Origin of the sequence: Synechococcus sp. MVIR-18-1 (assembly GCF_014279835.1) — a bacterium.
In the GTDB taxonomy this organism is placed as follows: domain Bacteria; phylum Cyanobacteriota; class Cyanobacteriia; order PCC-6307; family Cyanobiaceae; genus Synechococcus_C.
Genome location: NZ_CP047942.1, coordinates 1249047 through 1262212 on the forward strand (window position 1 = coordinate 1249047; position 13166 = coordinate 1262212).

16 protein-coding genes and 1 other RNA gene are annotated in these 13166 nt (G+C 50.4%); 6 read left to right on the forward strand and 11 right to left on the reverse strand.

Annotated elements, in window-relative coordinates; all coding sequences use genetic code 11:
- The first annotated feature begins 61 nt into the window (after nucleotides 1-61).
- A complete protein-coding gene (gene psb29, locus SynMVIR181_RS06555) occupies nucleotides 62-805 on the forward strand; it encodes a photosystem II biogenesis protein Psp29 (RefSeq protein WP_186588669.1) in 744 nt (247 codons plus the stop codon).
- On the opposite strand, the gene SynMVIR181_RS06560 is transcribed toward psb29, so the two are convergent.
- From SynMVIR181_RS06560 to petN, 3 genes are read right to left on the reverse strand one after another with little or no spacing between them, the layout of a single operon-like run.
- A complete protein-coding gene (locus tag SynMVIR181_RS06560) occupies nucleotides 757-2202 on the reverse strand; it encodes a hypothetical protein (RefSeq protein WP_186588670.1) in 1446 nt (481 codons plus the stop codon). The genes psb29 and SynMVIR181_RS06560 overlap by 49 nt on opposite strands.
- Nucleotides 2189-2338, reverse strand: a complete 150-nt coding sequence (locus SynMVIR181_RS06565) for a hypothetical protein (RefSeq protein ID WP_186590701.1) — start codon at nucleotides 2336-2338, stop codon at nucleotides 2189-2191. The genes SynMVIR181_RS06560 and SynMVIR181_RS06565 overlap by 14 nt, the downstream gene beginning before the upstream one ends.
- Nucleotide 2339: 1 nt before the next feature.
- A complete protein-coding gene (gene petN / locus SynMVIR181_RS06570) occupies nucleotides 2340-2441 on the reverse strand; it encodes a cytochrome b6-f complex subunit PetN (RefSeq protein WP_011619345.1) in 102 nt (33 codons plus the stop codon).
- Nucleotides 2442-2514: 73 nt separating this feature from the next.
- On the opposite strand from petN, the gene clpS reads away from it, so the two are divergent.
- Together clpS and SynMVIR181_RS06580 are read left to right on the forward strand one after the other, a co-directional pair.
- On the forward strand, nucleotides 2515-2811 hold the full coding sequence (gene clpS, locus SynMVIR181_RS06575) for an ATP-dependent Clp protease adapter ClpS (protein ID WP_186588671.1): 297 nt from the start codon (nucleotides 2515-2517) through the stop codon (nucleotides 2809-2811).
- Nucleotides 2811-4217, forward strand: coding sequence for a BCD family MFS transporter (locus SynMVIR181_RS06580; protein WP_186588672.1), 1407 nt, complete (start codon nucleotides 2811-2813; stop codon nucleotides 4215-4217). Before clpS ends, SynMVIR181_RS06580 begins: the two co-directional genes overlap by 1 nt.
- Nucleotide 4218: 1 nt before the next feature.
- On the opposite strand, the gene SynMVIR181_RS13290 is transcribed toward SynMVIR181_RS06580, so the two are convergent.
- Nucleotides 4219-4446, reverse strand: a complete 228-nt coding sequence (locus SynMVIR181_RS13290; RefSeq protein WP_255444179.1) for a hypothetical protein — start codon at nucleotides 4444-4446, stop codon at nucleotides 4219-4221.
- 73 nt (nucleotides 4447-4519) lie between these two features.
- On the opposite strand from SynMVIR181_RS13290, the gene SynMVIR181_RS06585 reads away from it, so the two are divergent.
- Nucleotides 4520-4804 carry a DUF2103 domain-containing protein gene (locus SynMVIR181_RS06585; RefSeq protein WP_186588673.1) on the forward strand — a complete coding sequence of 95 codons (285 nt, stop codon included), beginning with the start codon at nucleotides 4520-4522 and terminating at the stop codon, nucleotides 4802-4804.
- Between the two features lie 71 nt (nucleotides 4805-4875).
- Here SynMVIR181_RS06585 and SynMVIR181_RS06590 read toward each other — a convergent pair whose 3' ends face one another.
- The 5 genes from SynMVIR181_RS06590 to SynMVIR181_RS06610 all read right to left on the reverse strand — a co-directional run bounded on the left by SynMVIR181_RS06590 (nucleotide 4876) and on the right by SynMVIR181_RS06610 (nucleotide 8921).
- Nucleotides 4876-5184, reverse strand: coding sequence for a hypothetical protein (locus SynMVIR181_RS06590; RefSeq protein WP_186588674.1), 309 nt, complete (start codon nucleotides 5182-5184; stop codon nucleotides 4876-4878).
- 838 nt (nucleotides 5185-6022) lie between these two features.
- A complete protein-coding gene (locus SynMVIR181_RS06595) occupies nucleotides 6023-6370 on the reverse strand; it encodes a hypothetical protein (RefSeq protein WP_186588675.1) in 348 nt (115 codons plus the stop codon).
- Between the two features lie 239 nt (nucleotides 6371-6609).
- Nucleotides 6610-6796, reverse strand: a non-coding RNA gene (ssrS, locus tag SynMVIR181_RS06600) — 6S RNA.
- Complete coding sequence (locus tag SynMVIR181_RS06605) at nucleotides 6795-7964, reverse strand: 5-(carboxyamino)imidazole ribonucleotide synthase (RefSeq protein WP_186588676.1); 1170 nt, start codon at nucleotides 7962-7964, stop codon at nucleotides 6795-6797. The genes ssrS and SynMVIR181_RS06605 overlap by 2 nt, the downstream gene beginning before the upstream one ends.
- Nucleotides 7965-8024: 60 nt before the next feature.
- Entirely contained in the window at nucleotides 8025-8921 is an 897-nt protein-coding gene (locus SynMVIR181_RS06610; RefSeq protein WP_186588677.1) for a carbohydrate ABC transporter permease, read from the reverse strand.
- 50 nt (nucleotides 8922-8971) lie between these two features.
- Between SynMVIR181_RS06610 and aroB the strand changes: the two genes are divergently transcribed.
- Nucleotides 8972-10105 carry a 3-dehydroquinate synthase gene (gene aroB / locus SynMVIR181_RS06615; RefSeq protein ID WP_186588678.1) on the forward strand — a complete coding sequence of 378 codons (1134 nt, stop codon included), beginning with the start codon at nucleotides 8972-8974 and terminating at the stop codon, nucleotides 10103-10105.
- A gap of 4 nt (nucleotides 10106-10109) precedes the next feature.
- On the opposite strand, the gene SynMVIR181_RS06620 is transcribed toward aroB, so the two are convergent.
- Nucleotides 10110-11255, reverse strand: coding sequence for a class I SAM-dependent methyltransferase (locus SynMVIR181_RS06620; RefSeq protein WP_255444180.1), 1146 nt, complete (start codon nucleotides 11253-11255; stop codon nucleotides 10110-10112).
- A 114-nt stretch (nucleotides 11256-11369) separates the two neighbouring features.
- Between SynMVIR181_RS06620 and SynMVIR181_RS06625 the strand changes: the two genes are divergently transcribed.
- Nucleotides 11370-12179, forward strand: coding sequence for a TPM domain-containing protein (locus SynMVIR181_RS06625; protein ID WP_186588680.1), 810 nt, complete (start codon nucleotides 11370-11372; stop codon nucleotides 12177-12179).
- A gap of 27 nt (nucleotides 12180-12206) precedes the next feature.
- Here SynMVIR181_RS06625 and SynMVIR181_RS06630 read toward each other — a convergent pair whose 3' ends face one another.
- Nucleotides 12207-12947 carry a glycoside hydrolase family 104 protein gene (locus SynMVIR181_RS06630; protein WP_186588681.1) on the reverse strand — a complete coding sequence of 247 codons (741 nt, stop codon included), beginning with the start codon at nucleotides 12945-12947 and terminating at the stop codon, nucleotides 12207-12209.
- Nucleotides 12948-13166: the final 219 nt, after the last annotated feature.

Sequence of the window (13166 nt, forward strand, 5' to 3'; positions counted from 1 at the left end):
ACAATCCTAACGGCGGCGGCAGCGGCGCTATGGTCTTGATTCAAAGTGGGGTGGAAGGACCTTGACGGATCAACGGACGATCGCTGACAGCAAGCGTGCCTTCCATAAAGCTTTTCCCTACGTGATTCCGTCTCTGTACAGAAGAACGGCAGACGAGCTCTTGGTTGAGCTGCATCTACTCAGCCATCAGCAGCATTTCAAAAGCGACGCTTTGTTCGCTGTGGGCCTGCGTCAGGTGTTTCAGGCGTTCACGCAGGGCTACAAACCTGAGACACACCTCGATGAGCTCTATGCGGCCATTTGCAGCTGCAATGGGTTCAATCCAGAGGCTTTGAAACAGCTGGCAGAGGGATCCACCTCAGCTGTTTCAGGACATACCGTCAGTGAAGTCCGTGAATGGCTTTCCAATCGCGGCGCTGGAGCTCCAGAGCCTTTGGCGTCGGGAATTTCTAGTGTTGGCGGCGAATCGTTTCACTACTCGCGTTTGATGGCTGTGGGTTTGTTGAGCCTGCTCTCTTCCGCCCAGGGTGGTGAACCTTCTGATCCCGTTGAGCTCAAGACCCTCGCCCATGAAATTGGTGAGCAACTAGGACTCTCTAAGCCTCGTCTTGACAAGGACCTCAGCCTGTACACAACCAATCTCGAAAAGATGGCTCAGGCTGTGGAACTGATTGAAGAAACCCTTGCTGCAGAAAGGCGCAAACGAGATCGTCAGGCGGCTGATTCTCAAGCCAGCGATTCACAGACACCTGAAGCTCAATCTGAGTCGTCAGAGGATTCAGCCGCGGAAGAGAGCACTAATTGACCACTGACTTCCCACCAAGCTTGTTGGCCTGAAGCCTTCAATTTGGACGCGTGGATTGCTGGTTTGATTTGAAGGTGCAAGGAATCGGCCTGCTTCAGAAGGGCAGGCCATGATCCGTTCATCAGTCCAAGCGACACGAGATCTCGCGGGCGGGCATTGAGCTTCAGTGCTAAGCGCGTGGATTCGGGGAGAGCTTGATAAAACGGTTTTGTGTCGGGAAGACCTGCCAGTCCGGCACTCAAAAGCATCGGTTTTTTGGGGTTTTGCAACCAACGCCAGCCGCCCACAATCTTATTTTGCCCCCCACGTTTATCTTTCCAAATCACGGCATCAGATTTTTTGGCTTTGTCGTCAGCTGGATTAATACGTTCAAAGCCCCGTTCTTCTAAGCGTTTGCTCACGCGATCAAGGACTGAGGCCCAAGCTGCAGATCCTCCTGGCAATGGCGCCTGAAATTGAAGCCCCGCTCGGTAAGCACCTTTGGCTTGTTGTTTGAGACGAAGCGAAAACGGTGCTAGCGCAAGCCTTGATCGAATCGATTGATTCACTCCGTACTGATCTTCCAAGGGCTCTTTGATGATTTGGCGACTCAGCAGTGTGCCCAGAATTAAATCGACTCGGGCTCCATGCACTTCTAGAAGACTGTCTCGATCAAAGTTTGCTGGCTTTCGACGCTCAGAAACCAAAAAATTCCAACCATTTTTGGGTTGTGATGCGGCAAAAGCGAGCGAGCGATCACCAACAACGCCGCCCCAATGGAGTGTGTTGCCGATCAGGCGAAGTGCAAGGCATCCGTGACTCGCCTGCTGGAGTAGGGGAGCTGTCGTTCCACTAATGGCAGCGAGTGCGTCGCTCGTCCAAAACACGGCAGGAGCGTTGGCAAGACGCTGCATGCATCGACTTTGAAGGGATGTTGGTTGAGGTGGACGTTCGGGTTGGCGTTGGAGTCTTTGAATGAGTTGTTGACGATGCAGCTCATCGGAGCCAAGCAACGTCAATCCCAAGACTTGGTGTTTGCGTAAATTTTTCGTGTCGGTGGCAAGAAGTTGATCAGGAAGGATCAAATAGGCATCGCCATCTTCTGACCATCCCTGCCACCAGATCGAGCGCCCTTGCCGTTTCCACAAGTTTGCAGCTCGAACGAGGCCAAGCCGTTGATTCCAAAGCTGGGGCGCTGGGCGTTTTGAATCTCCGTGAAAGGACTGCATCAAGCTGAATGCCCCTGAGACACGGCTCAGCGATGCATGTGTTCCATCGTCTTGACTTGATGGCTGATTCAGAATGACGCCGATCAAACCGCCCAATAAAACAGCCCCTAAACCCAATGACGTGACGGGGAGGGACTGAGCGATCGATCGGTAGGTGGAGATCTTCAGGAGTGAGTCAGCTGCGGTCACGAGAACGCCTGCGACGACGATCTTTCCACTCGATGGTGGAGAGGTAAGCGACTATCACGCTGACAAAGACCAAAAGGACCGCAGCGGTCATCGCCAATCCCTGACTGACGATGGGAGCTTGCAGTGCTTCGTTCACTTCAGAAATTCAGGGTGCCATCACCGTTGCGACCCCAGACGACCATGGCGATCGAGAAACTGAAGACAGCAGCCAGTGATGCCCAGGCAATCGTGAACAGCATTGAAATAACGCTTGAATGCAGTGAGCTTACCTAGGTTCCTCCACGGAACTGACTGGTTGATTCATTACTTCTTATGACTATGGCAACACCTGGAACCGCGAGCGTCCTTCAACCGGAACGCACAACCCTCCGTTACCCGAATGCAAGAGTCATCGTTCTCAACGATGACGTCAATACGTTTGAACACGTGGTTGAGTGCTTATGCAAAATCATCCCTGGGATGAATAGTGATAGGGCTTGGACACTTGCCCACCAAATCGATGAAGAAGGCGCTGCAGAAGTGTGGGCTGGTCCCCTAGAGCCAGCTGAGCTCTACCACCAACAACTCAGCAGTGAGGGACTCACGATGGCTCCATTGGAACGTAATTAATGCCTCTTGCCGCAACCGTTGATCTGAATGACGTTCCAGGTCTTCGCTGGCCGACCCTGCTCCGATTGAGTCTCTTTCAAGCCTGTCTTGGAACCCTTGCGGTGCTTTTCACTGGGACCTTTAATCGGATTCTGATTACAGAACTTGCCTTTCCTGCATTGCTGGCGGGTGGAGGTTTGGGATTTGAGCAATTGGTCTCACCAGCACGGGTGCTGTTCGGACATCTCAGTGACTCCCATCCCTTAATGGGCAAACATCGGACGCCTTATGTCCTGCTCGGGACGATCGCCATCTGTGTTTTGGCGATTCTTAGCGTTCCGGTGAGTTTCAAAGTGAAGGAAGCTCTCGATAGTGGATCACCCTTGATAGCCGCTGCCGGTATTGCTGCATTTTGCGGTTTATTTGCTCTTTATGGATTGGGTACTTCTTTAGCAAGTACTTCTTATTTAGCCCTCGTCATTGACCGCACAACCGAAGAGCAAAGGCCACGATGCATCGGTGTGATTTGGGCGATGCTCACAGTAGGAATCATCGTTGGCGCCATTGCGATCAGTCTTGCCGTCCGCTCAATCGATGGCATTTCAGATCCAGTGATTCTTCAGAACTGGCTTCAGAAGTTCATGATTTCGATCACTGCGATTGTGATGCTGTTGGCAATTATCTCCACTTGGGGCGTTGAAAAACCAATAGCTCCTGAATCTGTTCGCGCTGTACAGGATTTAGTCACACTTAAAGATGCCTGGGGAGTTGTTACATCAAGTCGACAAATTGTTATATTTTTTGGATTTTTAGTTTTATTTACTCTCGGACTATTCTTGCAGGATCCGATTCTAGAGAGTTTTGGCGCAGAAGTGTTTGGAATGCCAGTATCTAAGACCACATTGCTTAATGCTTGGTGGGGATCGGGAACCCTTGTTGGTTTACTTTTAGCAGGTTGGTTCATCACCCCAAAACTTGGAAAGTTGGCCACTGCCCGTTTGGGTTGCTGGATGGTGATGGGTTCTTTGTTCCTATTGGTAGTGAGTGGTTGGCAACAAGCTTCTGGACTACTTCCTGTCGTGATGGTGTTGTTTGGCCTAGCTGCCGGAGTTGGCACCAACAGCGCACTCACCCTGATGCTCGATCTCACTCTTCCAGAGATGGCTGGAACATTTGTAGGCATTTGGGGGTTAGCACAAGCGCTCTCTCGGGGATTTGGAAAGGTCGTGGGTGGTGGGCTGCTTGATCTTGGTCGTCAGCTTTTGCCCAATGCTGGACCGATGGCTGGTTATGGCTTGGTTTTTACGATTGAAATCCTTGTCATGGCAAGCGCTTTGATTGTTCTGAATCAGCTCAGCGTCGCTCAATTCAGAGAAACCACTACCCAACGACTCGACATGGTGTTGATGGCAGAAATCGACGCTTGAATCAAGCAGCAGGTTTGCGCGTGGAGCAAGTCAGTGACAACAGAGCTTTGGTGCGTAAACGTTGTGTTTGAGCAGCAAAAACATACCGAATCACCTTCCCAGGGCAAAACGCGAGCCCCCGCACCTCATCACCATGGACCTCTGCCGTAAGGATCTTGACTTTTGGGCCCATTCGAGATGTCAACGGACCAGAGATTTCAGTTCTAAGGGAATCGACGGATCGGAGCATGGCTCGCAAGGAACGCTTCCCTCATCTCTAGCCAGAGCGGCTAACTTAAACAAGCTTTACTTTTGTACCCCTCGTGGGCCGTCTTGTCGTTACGCACAGCACCTATGTAAAGGGCCTCATACCTTGGCTCAAGGTGTTGGCGAATGACCCACAGATCCAGACCATCACCCCAGGCGTGATCGCAAGAGTGAAGGGGCGTTGCCAAGACCTCACGCTAAGGCCATCGGTTCCAATCCGAGGTGGATTCAAGCTGATGGCGCGCCGTGGCAGGACAGCTCAAGAAGTCTTCGTCATTACAACTCTGGATAAATCAGACTTGATTGAACGATTAGCCAGCTCCAGGTCTTCGATTTTTTAAATGCATGAAGCGTGTGCTATCCCAATGAATCGATTTATGGATTTAGTAAGAGTTTATTATTGGCGCATCAATTAGTTTTTCGTTAACTCAAAGGTTGTAACGACTGTCCAAGTAGCGCGGATCTCTCTATCTTTCTGACTATTTCCGGTTTCGTACTCACCTTCATAGCCCAAAATCATTGTTTTTCTCTCATTGAGCTTGCATGCTCGGTTAAAGAGCGAATAGTCCATGCCAAAACGTATGGTTTCTTTTCTGGTTTCCTCTTGCCAGTTATTGCACCTTTCCTCAGCTTCAACACCTTCTTCCATATTGTTAGGCGACATGAAGTCATTGCAGCCAAAGAGCCCTAGGAGCACCAAGAGAAATGTAAGTTGTTTCATCGGGACTCATCTGTAGCGTAATTTTAGCTTTCTCCCAGATCTTTACTAGTTTCGTCTCGTCAATAACGCATTGTTTAATCAGCTTGATCACCAAGTTTCTTGAGACCGAGCCTCAAGTTAATGATATCCTTCAGTGAAGCCAGTATGATGTATCAAGCAGACATCATCAGAGACTAACGTCTTTGAAAATAGCTGATTCAGTTTGGATATGACTGGTTGGGTTTTCCTGCTTTTCTATGTATTCCAGAAATGTTGCAGATCCAGTGATAATGATAGCCAACGGCAAGAAATATGAAAACTGGAACTTATTGGATTTTCGTTTGAAAATGAAACGAGACATGGTTTAATCTCAAGTATCCACATGCTAGAAGCTAAAAGCATTACAGCTTGAGATTAAGCTTTGAGTTGTCTTAGAGGAATATGAGATTCTCACCCAATGATCCAGTTGCGTGACCTAGGAGTTTTGATCCCAGAAAAGGATTTCTTACTACACTTTGTGAGTTTGAGGGTTGTTAAACAACAAGTGCTTTGTTCGCGACATGATCAGGAATAAAGCCTGGCCTAGCTCGATTAAGATGATATAATTACTATAATTTATGAAAATCAGTGTTTAGTAATAATTCTCTTCCAAATGCCCTTAAAGTGGTTTATTGGTTGTGGGCATTTTCTTTCCCCTACGATTATCGATTCCTACCATTACCAGAAGACCCATCGGGTATCACTTTTATTGGTTACTGGATTATCTGGCTGGGACTTGGTGGATTATTGGTCATTCCATTTGGTGAGTGGATGAATAAGAGTAAAAAGTGAATAGTTTGCGCAACATATAGATGATCAGTTATCGATGATCAATGGCATCCCAAAGTCTCGATTTTTTGACCAATCGCCTTCTTCCACAGTATTTGCCAACATAAGTTTGCCAATCCCACATCAAGAAAACGACGTCTTGTGCTAATGCTTTGTTGCCTGCTTGCCTCACTTCAGAGGCTTTAGTATTCATAGAGTGCGCGAGATTAATTGCATTTGTACAAGCACCACTAATATTATCATTGTTATATTGAATATCGACGCGATTTATTCCAGATTTCCACTGATCAAGTGGTAATACTTGGGCTTCAGTGGTCCCTGCAAATAATATAACCATACCAGCCAAAGAGCCTGGGACAACTCGTTTGAAGGAGTTCATTGACTAGGCCAAACAGTATCAACATAGCAATACCATTAAAATGACACCATTAAACGAAGCCATTAGAAATCTTGCTGCGCTGGATTCAATCTGCCCAATGAATGCAGGGCAGAGATCGCATCAGAACATAACTGCGCATTTTTTTATTTCGCTGTTATGTATGGCAATCGCCCCTGTTGCAAGCAACTCCACTTCCTCTGCAATCGTTCAAATCGATTTTTATTGTTTGATTATCAAAATGGTGAACCGCTGTGCCGTGCGAGCCCCAGTGTTCGACCTGGAGTTACCAGAAGGGGCGAAAGATTTCGAGAGGATTCGTTTCCGGCTACAAGGCCGGTTTACGGCACCAACACGACAGTCACCCCATGTCGAAAGAGAGTCAGATCAGAGCACTAGAAAAGGCCGTCACCAACACAGCAGTTCTTTACCAATTTAGGGGAAGAGGCCAGATTTCACGAATCCTTTGCAGCATTTGCTGGCCTCGCTCGCCACGCTCATCGGCTGTATGGCCATTGAGCAGGGTGGTGACATGACCCACTTTGCGCCCGGGGATCTCATCTTTTCCGTACCAATGCAGATGCAAGGCATCGATCGAGCGTAGTTTTGAAAGCCGTTCTTCAAGTGGTTCAGCCTGGTCAGCACTGAGACCAAGGAGATTGACCATCAAGGAGCCATCGGCAATGAATTCTGGATTGGGGACATCAAGCCCTGCGGCAATACAGAGTTGTTGATCAAATTGGCTGCTTGAACAAGCCTCAATTGAGAAATGCCCTGAATTATGCGTTCGTGGTGCTATTTCATTTACGAATAAACCCTCTGACCCGTAGAAAAACTCCAATGTCATCACTCCTACATAGCTGAGCTTTGTGAGAAGTGAGGCCGCAATGTTATAGGCCGTTGCTTCAACGAGTTGACTCACCGGTGCAGGTGCGATGACCCAGTCGCAAACCTGATTTTTCTGATGTGTTTCAGCTAAGGGCAGGCTACGAATACGCCCCTTTGAATCTCTGCTGACAACGAGAGCAAGTTCTTGTTCGTAGGAAACCCAGGCCTCGATTAACCACTCATTGGCATCGACGTTTCGAAGCAACTGTGCCAAACCATTTAGATCTTCTACAACCCTTGTGCCCTTCCCGTCGTAACCGCCGTAGGCAGCCTTCGCCATAACGGGAAAGGTCCATCCGCTCGGTAAGGATGGCGACCCAGGATTGAGTTCAGCTAATGAAATCCAATCTGGACTTGGAATCAAAAGGTCATTGAGTAGGCGCCTCTGGGACAACTTATTGACAAGAGGGACCAAGCTCGCCAGTGATGGAGTGAATTGCACTCCCTGTCGCTCCATAGGCATCAAGGCATCGACAGCGACCCATTCGTTTTCGAAGGTGATGCCTACGCAATGCGATGACAGCTCCCTTGTTGCACGGACATCTGTGGATCCAGCAATCACTAAATCCTTAGCTAGTGAGGCAGCAGGGTCTTCGGCTTTAGAAGCTTGCACCGCAAGCGTCAAACCTCGTGTTTGCGCTGCTTCACCGAGCATGAGGGCAAGTTGCCCTCCACCGATCACCCCAATTGTGTTGTCAGCGTTGGGCATCCTTTGCAGATCGGTCTGAGTGGAGCTTGTCATTCTCTCCTTTTAGCAACGATGACAGCCTTAAATCAGGCTTCGTTCTCCTCCGAACGCAAGTCGAATGGCAGTTAGCAATAGAACGAGCAGGAACAGCGCGAGGCCAACCGTACAGGCGTAGCTGATTTCAAGTTCTGCGAAGGCCTGGTCGTAGACGTAATAAACGAGGGTGCGAGTGGAGTCTGCAGGGCCACCCTGTGTCATCAGAAACACCTCCTCAAACACCTTGGTCGCTGCAATCGCGGAGATCACGGCCACCAAGGTGACGTACGGACGCAGCAAAGGCAAAGTGATATCAACATGCTTTCGCCAGCCTTCACTTCCATCCAACTCAGCGGCTTCATAGAGCTCTGTTGGGATGCCTTGAAGTCCTCCCAGGAAAATCACCATGTAATAGCCCAAACCTTTCCACAGGGTGACGAGCATGACTGAGGGAAGGGCTAAAAATGGATTGGTTAAAAAATCGATGGGGATGAATCCTTGACCAAATAAGGCGCCAAGCCATCCGTTGATTAAGCCGTTTTCGGCATAGAGCCATCGAAAGGCAATTGCAGCTACAACGATCGAAACTAAAACTGGCGTGTAGAAAGCAGCACGCAGGATGTGCACACCTGGAAGGATTCGATTGACAAGAACCGCCAGGGTTAGGGCGCCGATCACAATGGGTGGAACAACCCCGAATAAATAAATCAAAGTGGTGCCAAGCACCTGATAAAACATTGGATCGCCAAGAAGCCTCTGAAAATTGGTTAAGCCGATGAATTTCAGTGGCTCGGTGACATCTAGACCTGTTTGCGTGAAACTAATTACAAGCGCCATCAGTGCAGGAACCAGCACGGAAAGGCTTAGAAGAATTAAGGCAGGAGCTAGAAAACCCCAGGCGATCAGCGTGGACCGGTGTTTGGACGTTGAAGGCAGGGCCATCACCAGCGCCAGATGGTTTGAAGGAGAATAGATCCGTCACAGCGGCCGGCATGACCAAATCCCAATTGAGCTCAACATCAGCGCTAGCTGCAAAACGTATCAGCGTTGCGCTCGAACACCATCCTTATGACGTTGTGATCAACTCCGGCGGAGTCGATCATCTCGGTGCTGAGTTACTACGAATTGGGATTCGCCCCAACACCAAAATTCTGGTAGTCAGCAATGCAGATGTTGCAACGCCTTACGGAGGCCGATGCCTTTCAAGCCTCGCCGAGGCGGGATTTCAATCCAGTTTGCTAACGATTGCTGCGGGTGAGGAACAAAAGACACTCAACACCTTCAGCACGATTCTTGATGCTGCCAAAGAGAACGGGTTAGAGCGTCAGTCACTCATGCTCGCTCTAGGGGGTGGGGTTGTTGGCGACATGACTGGTTTTGCGGCCTCTTGCTGGCTGCGCGGAATCGGCGTCGTGCAGGTGCCGACAACGCTATTGGCCATGGTGGATGCCGCCATTGGCGGAAAGACTGGTGTGAATCATCCAGGCGGTAAAAATCTGATCGGCGCCTTTCATCAGCCACGGTTGGTGATGATTGATCCCGACACGCTTCAGACGCTTCCCGTGCGGGAATTTAGGGCTGGTTTAGCTGAGGTCATCAAATACGGAATGATCGGAGATACGGATTTGTTCGACTTGCTCGAGCGTTCCGCCGGCTTTGACGACGCTCTCTCCATGTCCACCGAGCTGCTTGAAACTTTGCTCGAACGGTCTGCGCAAGCCAAAGCCCTCGTTGTTGCTGCTGATGAAAAAGAGGGAGGTCAGAGGGCCATCCTCAATTACGGCCATACGTTTGGACACGTCGTCGAAACACTCACCGGATACGGCACCTGGCTCCATGGGGAAGCGGTAGCGATTGGCATGGTGGCGGTGGCTTCCCTTGCCGTTCAGCGCGGTGTGATGCCCCAATCCGATGCGGAACGTCAGAAACGTTTGATTGAAAATGCTGGATTGCCTATCCAATGGCCAGATCTCGATCCAGATCTGGTTTTAAGCACGCTTCAAGGCGACAAGAAAGTCCGCAATGGTCGTCTTCGCTTTGTCATGCCGTCAGGCATCGGTGCTGTGTCGATCGTGGATGACGTCAGTAATGACGAAATCAGAGCTTGCCTAGCAGCGATGGGTTGATGCCTTAAGGCTCTTGCAGGAATTGACTCCGCTCCCCTGTTCCTGAGTTTGGAAGCAACGGGTTGAATCGCAGGAACGACAGCCAGCGAAATTCACCAAGGCAGGCAGGATCCACGAGACGCAGGAGTGCTTCACGTCGTTGCAGAACCTCAGCAAGTTGGTGTCCCGGAAGCTGTTGAAGACTGCTGAACCGCTCAGCAAGGCCTAAAGCGAGCAAAGCCTCTCCCTGGCGGCATTGCCCCTCCAGGGTCCATCCGTTGCTTGTGGCCTGGTGTACGACGGTCTCAAGACAGAGATGGGCCGTGAGGTCTTGTTTTCCTGCATCAAGCAAGACGTTGTCACTTGCCCGTTGGTTTTGGTAGGCCATGAGGGTCCCCTCCCCGCGTGGAGCGGAGTAGTAGCGATGAGCCTCGAGGGCGTAGTCAACAACAAGCAGATGGCCCGCAATGAACGCCTCAGATGCTTCTGCGAACCAATCGGCGCACGCGTCATGCCATTCCGTTGTCCATCCATCCTCAGCATCTTCTGGAGGCAAGGCAATCTGTGTGGCTGACAACGTTGCGTCCATGCGCTCTTGAAGCTCTTGAGGGATGGGTTCTGTTCCCCAGTGCAGTCTTTTCTCGCCATCGCTTCCTTGTTGCAATTGAACGATTTGACGCCGTAGCCGTCCATCATTCAGAACAAGGCGCTCCACCGCAAAGGCATCGAGGAGCTCATGAGCAATCAAGACACCAATGACCGGGCAGGTCTTGAGATTGGATAAGGAGGTCCAACGGTGTGGAAGACGTTGCTGGGATTCGTATGAGCTCTGGTGCTGCTCTAAACGTTTGCGTTGACGCTGTTCCATCCCTGGATTGGTCTCCACCAAAACCAGCTCAAGGCGATGGATCAGGTCGGGAAGCTGCTCAACCAAATGATCGATGAGGTCACAACTCAACTCCGCTTCGCCAGGCCCAACCTCAACGATGGACAGGGTTTTGGTTGGGTGGTTCAGGGCGAGAGTTCGAAGCCACTGGACAAGTTGACAACCCATCAAGGCTGAAAAATCAGGACCAAGGGTGGTTGACGTTACAAAATCACCTTCCTTGCCAATCTTCAGATGGCCACTGCCATAGGCCCCGTATTCAGGGTCATGCAAAGCCCAGGCCATGAACTGGGAGAAGGGTACGGAACCTCCTGATTGCTCAAAGCGCTGTTGAAGCCATAAAGGGCAAGACGCAGAGTGGCCTGTCATTGACGAGAATGCCTGTAATGCGACAGAGCTATGGGAACACAACCGCGCTTCACACGATTTTTGTTCCCCCTGTTCAGCTTATTTCTGTTGCTCCTCGTCGCAAATCCTGTCCAAGCGATTGACAACCCAGAGCTACTTCCCGACCATCCAACGCCGGTGATCGATCTAGCTCGAGCCTTTAGTGACAATCAACTCAAAGAACTGGAAACGTCGCTGGATGCGTTTGAACAGCGCAGTGGCTGGAAACTGAGAGTTCTCACTCAGTATGAAAAGACTCCTGGGCTCGCCGTTAAAGAGTTCTGGGGCCTCGATGAGCGCAGTTTGTTGATTATTGGAGATCCTCGCGGTGGGAATCTGCTCAATTTCAACGTGGGCGATGCCTTCTTTGCATTAATGCCTCGCACCTGGTGGGTAGAACTGCAAACGCGCTATGGAAATCAGTTTTACGTCCGCGACAATGGTGAAGACGGTTCACTGTTGGCAACGATCGGAGCCGTAGAACTTTGCTTGGATCGTGGCGGGTGTCAGTTTGTTCCTGGTTTGCCACAGGAACAATGGCTCTTAACTCTGGCGACTTCAGTGCTCGGTGGCTTAATCGCAGGATTTGCTGCTTATCCGCGCAAAGAAGGTGAACGGATCGCTTGGGCTTGGGTACTCCTGTTATCTCCCTTATGGGTGATGTTGTTTGGAGTGTTTGGTATCGCACCGGTGGTGACACGAACAAGCGATCTCTTGCCGCTTGTTCGGAACGGGATGGGATTTATTGGAGGCATGGTGGGTGCTTATCTCATCGCCCAGACAATCGTTGGTCGGAAATTGGCAAAAGAAACAGACGAATAATTCTGTCTCTTCAGGTCAAGACCCTGATCAAGGCATACCACAAAGAATCTTGGGTCCTGTGCAAACAGGGGCTTTTAAGCCCTTGCTGCCATCATCTCCGCTGAGAGCTTCCTGGCGCTTATCTCTGATCTGACGCAGCTGACTCAAATTGACTTTGTAAAACGATTGAAGATTGACGAAGCGTTTTACAGGCTGGCCGTAATAGCTGCGACCGCGAAGCGTTGGGAAAGAGGCCCACTCAGGGGCAAGTTTGGCCGCCAACTGAGGTGTCATCACACCAACATCCGTTAGCCGTAGAGCTTTGCGCCTTTGAACGAGGAACAAGGCCCCTTGATCTTGAACTTCAGGTCCAAACCCCCTCACACCCAGACTGCGCTTCACAAGATCCCAGGTGAACGGCATGAACTGATAAGCGCCCGCCGCCGCACTCGCATAACGGGAGGAGTAGATGACACGATCGGGATGGCGATCCATCGACCCCATCAGACTCCCGCCAAACATCACGCGGTAACCAACATCGTGACCGTTTTTCCAGGTTCCTTCAGCAAAGCGAATCGTGTTGAGAAGAGCTCGCCGTTCTGGGGTAATGATGTATGGAAGAGCGCTTACAGACTGATCTGTTGGGGTAGTCAGTCCCGAACGGGAGGCTTCAAGGGTTGGCATCGCAGCGACAGCAGCTTGAGCTGACTGAGACGACATCAACAAAGGACCAAAACTTGCGAGAGCCGCTGGAAGGATTCGACAGACAGTTTTCGCAAGGAAAGTCATACGTGAAAAAAAGAAAGATTGATCGAAGGAGGAGATCAACAGACCGCAGCGAGGCGGCACTCGAAATATCAGCAAAAAATAAATTGAACACAACGGGCTCAATGGACGGAACTTTGACGAACACGCTCAATCAGCCCAAGAGCTGATGTGCCAGATGAGCCATTGTCCCTAGGGACTGGCAAGACTCAAATGGGACGCATCCTGCGCCAAAACCAAAGA

Coding starts and splice junctions, on each gene's coding strand:
- petN (WP_011619345.1), bottom strand. CDS start 2,441: ATGCTGTTCACGATTGCCTGGGCATCACTGGCTGCTGTCTTCAGTTTC.
- clpS (WP_186588671.1), top strand. CDS start 2,515: ATGACTATGGCAACACCTGGAACCGCGAGCGTCCTTCAACCGGAACGC.
- SynMVIR181_RS06580 (WP_186588672.1), top strand. CDS start 2,811: ATGCCTCTTGCCGCAACCGTTGATCTGAATGACGTTCCAGGTCTTCGC.
- SynMVIR181_RS13290 (WP_255444179.1), bottom strand. CDS start 4,446: ATGCTCCGATCCGTCGATTCCCTTAGAACTGAAATCTCTGGTCCGTTG.
- SynMVIR181_RS06590 (WP_186588674.1), bottom strand. CDS start 5,184: ATGAAACAACTTACATTTCTCTTGGTGCTCCTAGGGCTCTTTGGCTGC.
- SynMVIR181_RS06595 (WP_186588675.1), bottom strand. CDS start 6,370: ATGAACTCCTTCAAACGAGTTGTCCCAGGCTCTTTGGCTGGTATGGTT.
- SynMVIR181_RS06605 (WP_186588676.1), bottom strand. CDS start 7,964: ATGCCCAACGCTGACAACACAATTGGGGTGATCGGTGGAGGGCAACTT.
- SynMVIR181_RS06610 (WP_186588677.1), bottom strand. CDS start 8,921: ATGGCCCTGCCTTCAACGTCCAAACACCGGTCCACGCTGATCGCCTGG.
- aroB (WP_186588678.1), top strand. CDS start 8,972: ATGACCAAATCCCAATTGAGCTCAACATCAGCGCTAGCTGCAAAACGT.
- SynMVIR181_RS06620 (WP_255444180.1), bottom strand. CDS start 11,255: ATGGCCTGGGCTTTGCATGACCCTGAATACGGGGCCTATGGCAGTGGC.
- SynMVIR181_RS06625 (WP_186588680.1), top strand. CDS start 11,370: ATGGGAACACAACCGCGCTTCACACGATTTTTGTTCCCCCTGTTCAGC.
- SynMVIR181_RS06630 (WP_186588681.1), bottom strand. CDS start 12,947: ATGACTTTCCTTGCGAAAACTGTCTGTCGAATCCTTCCAGCGGCTCTC.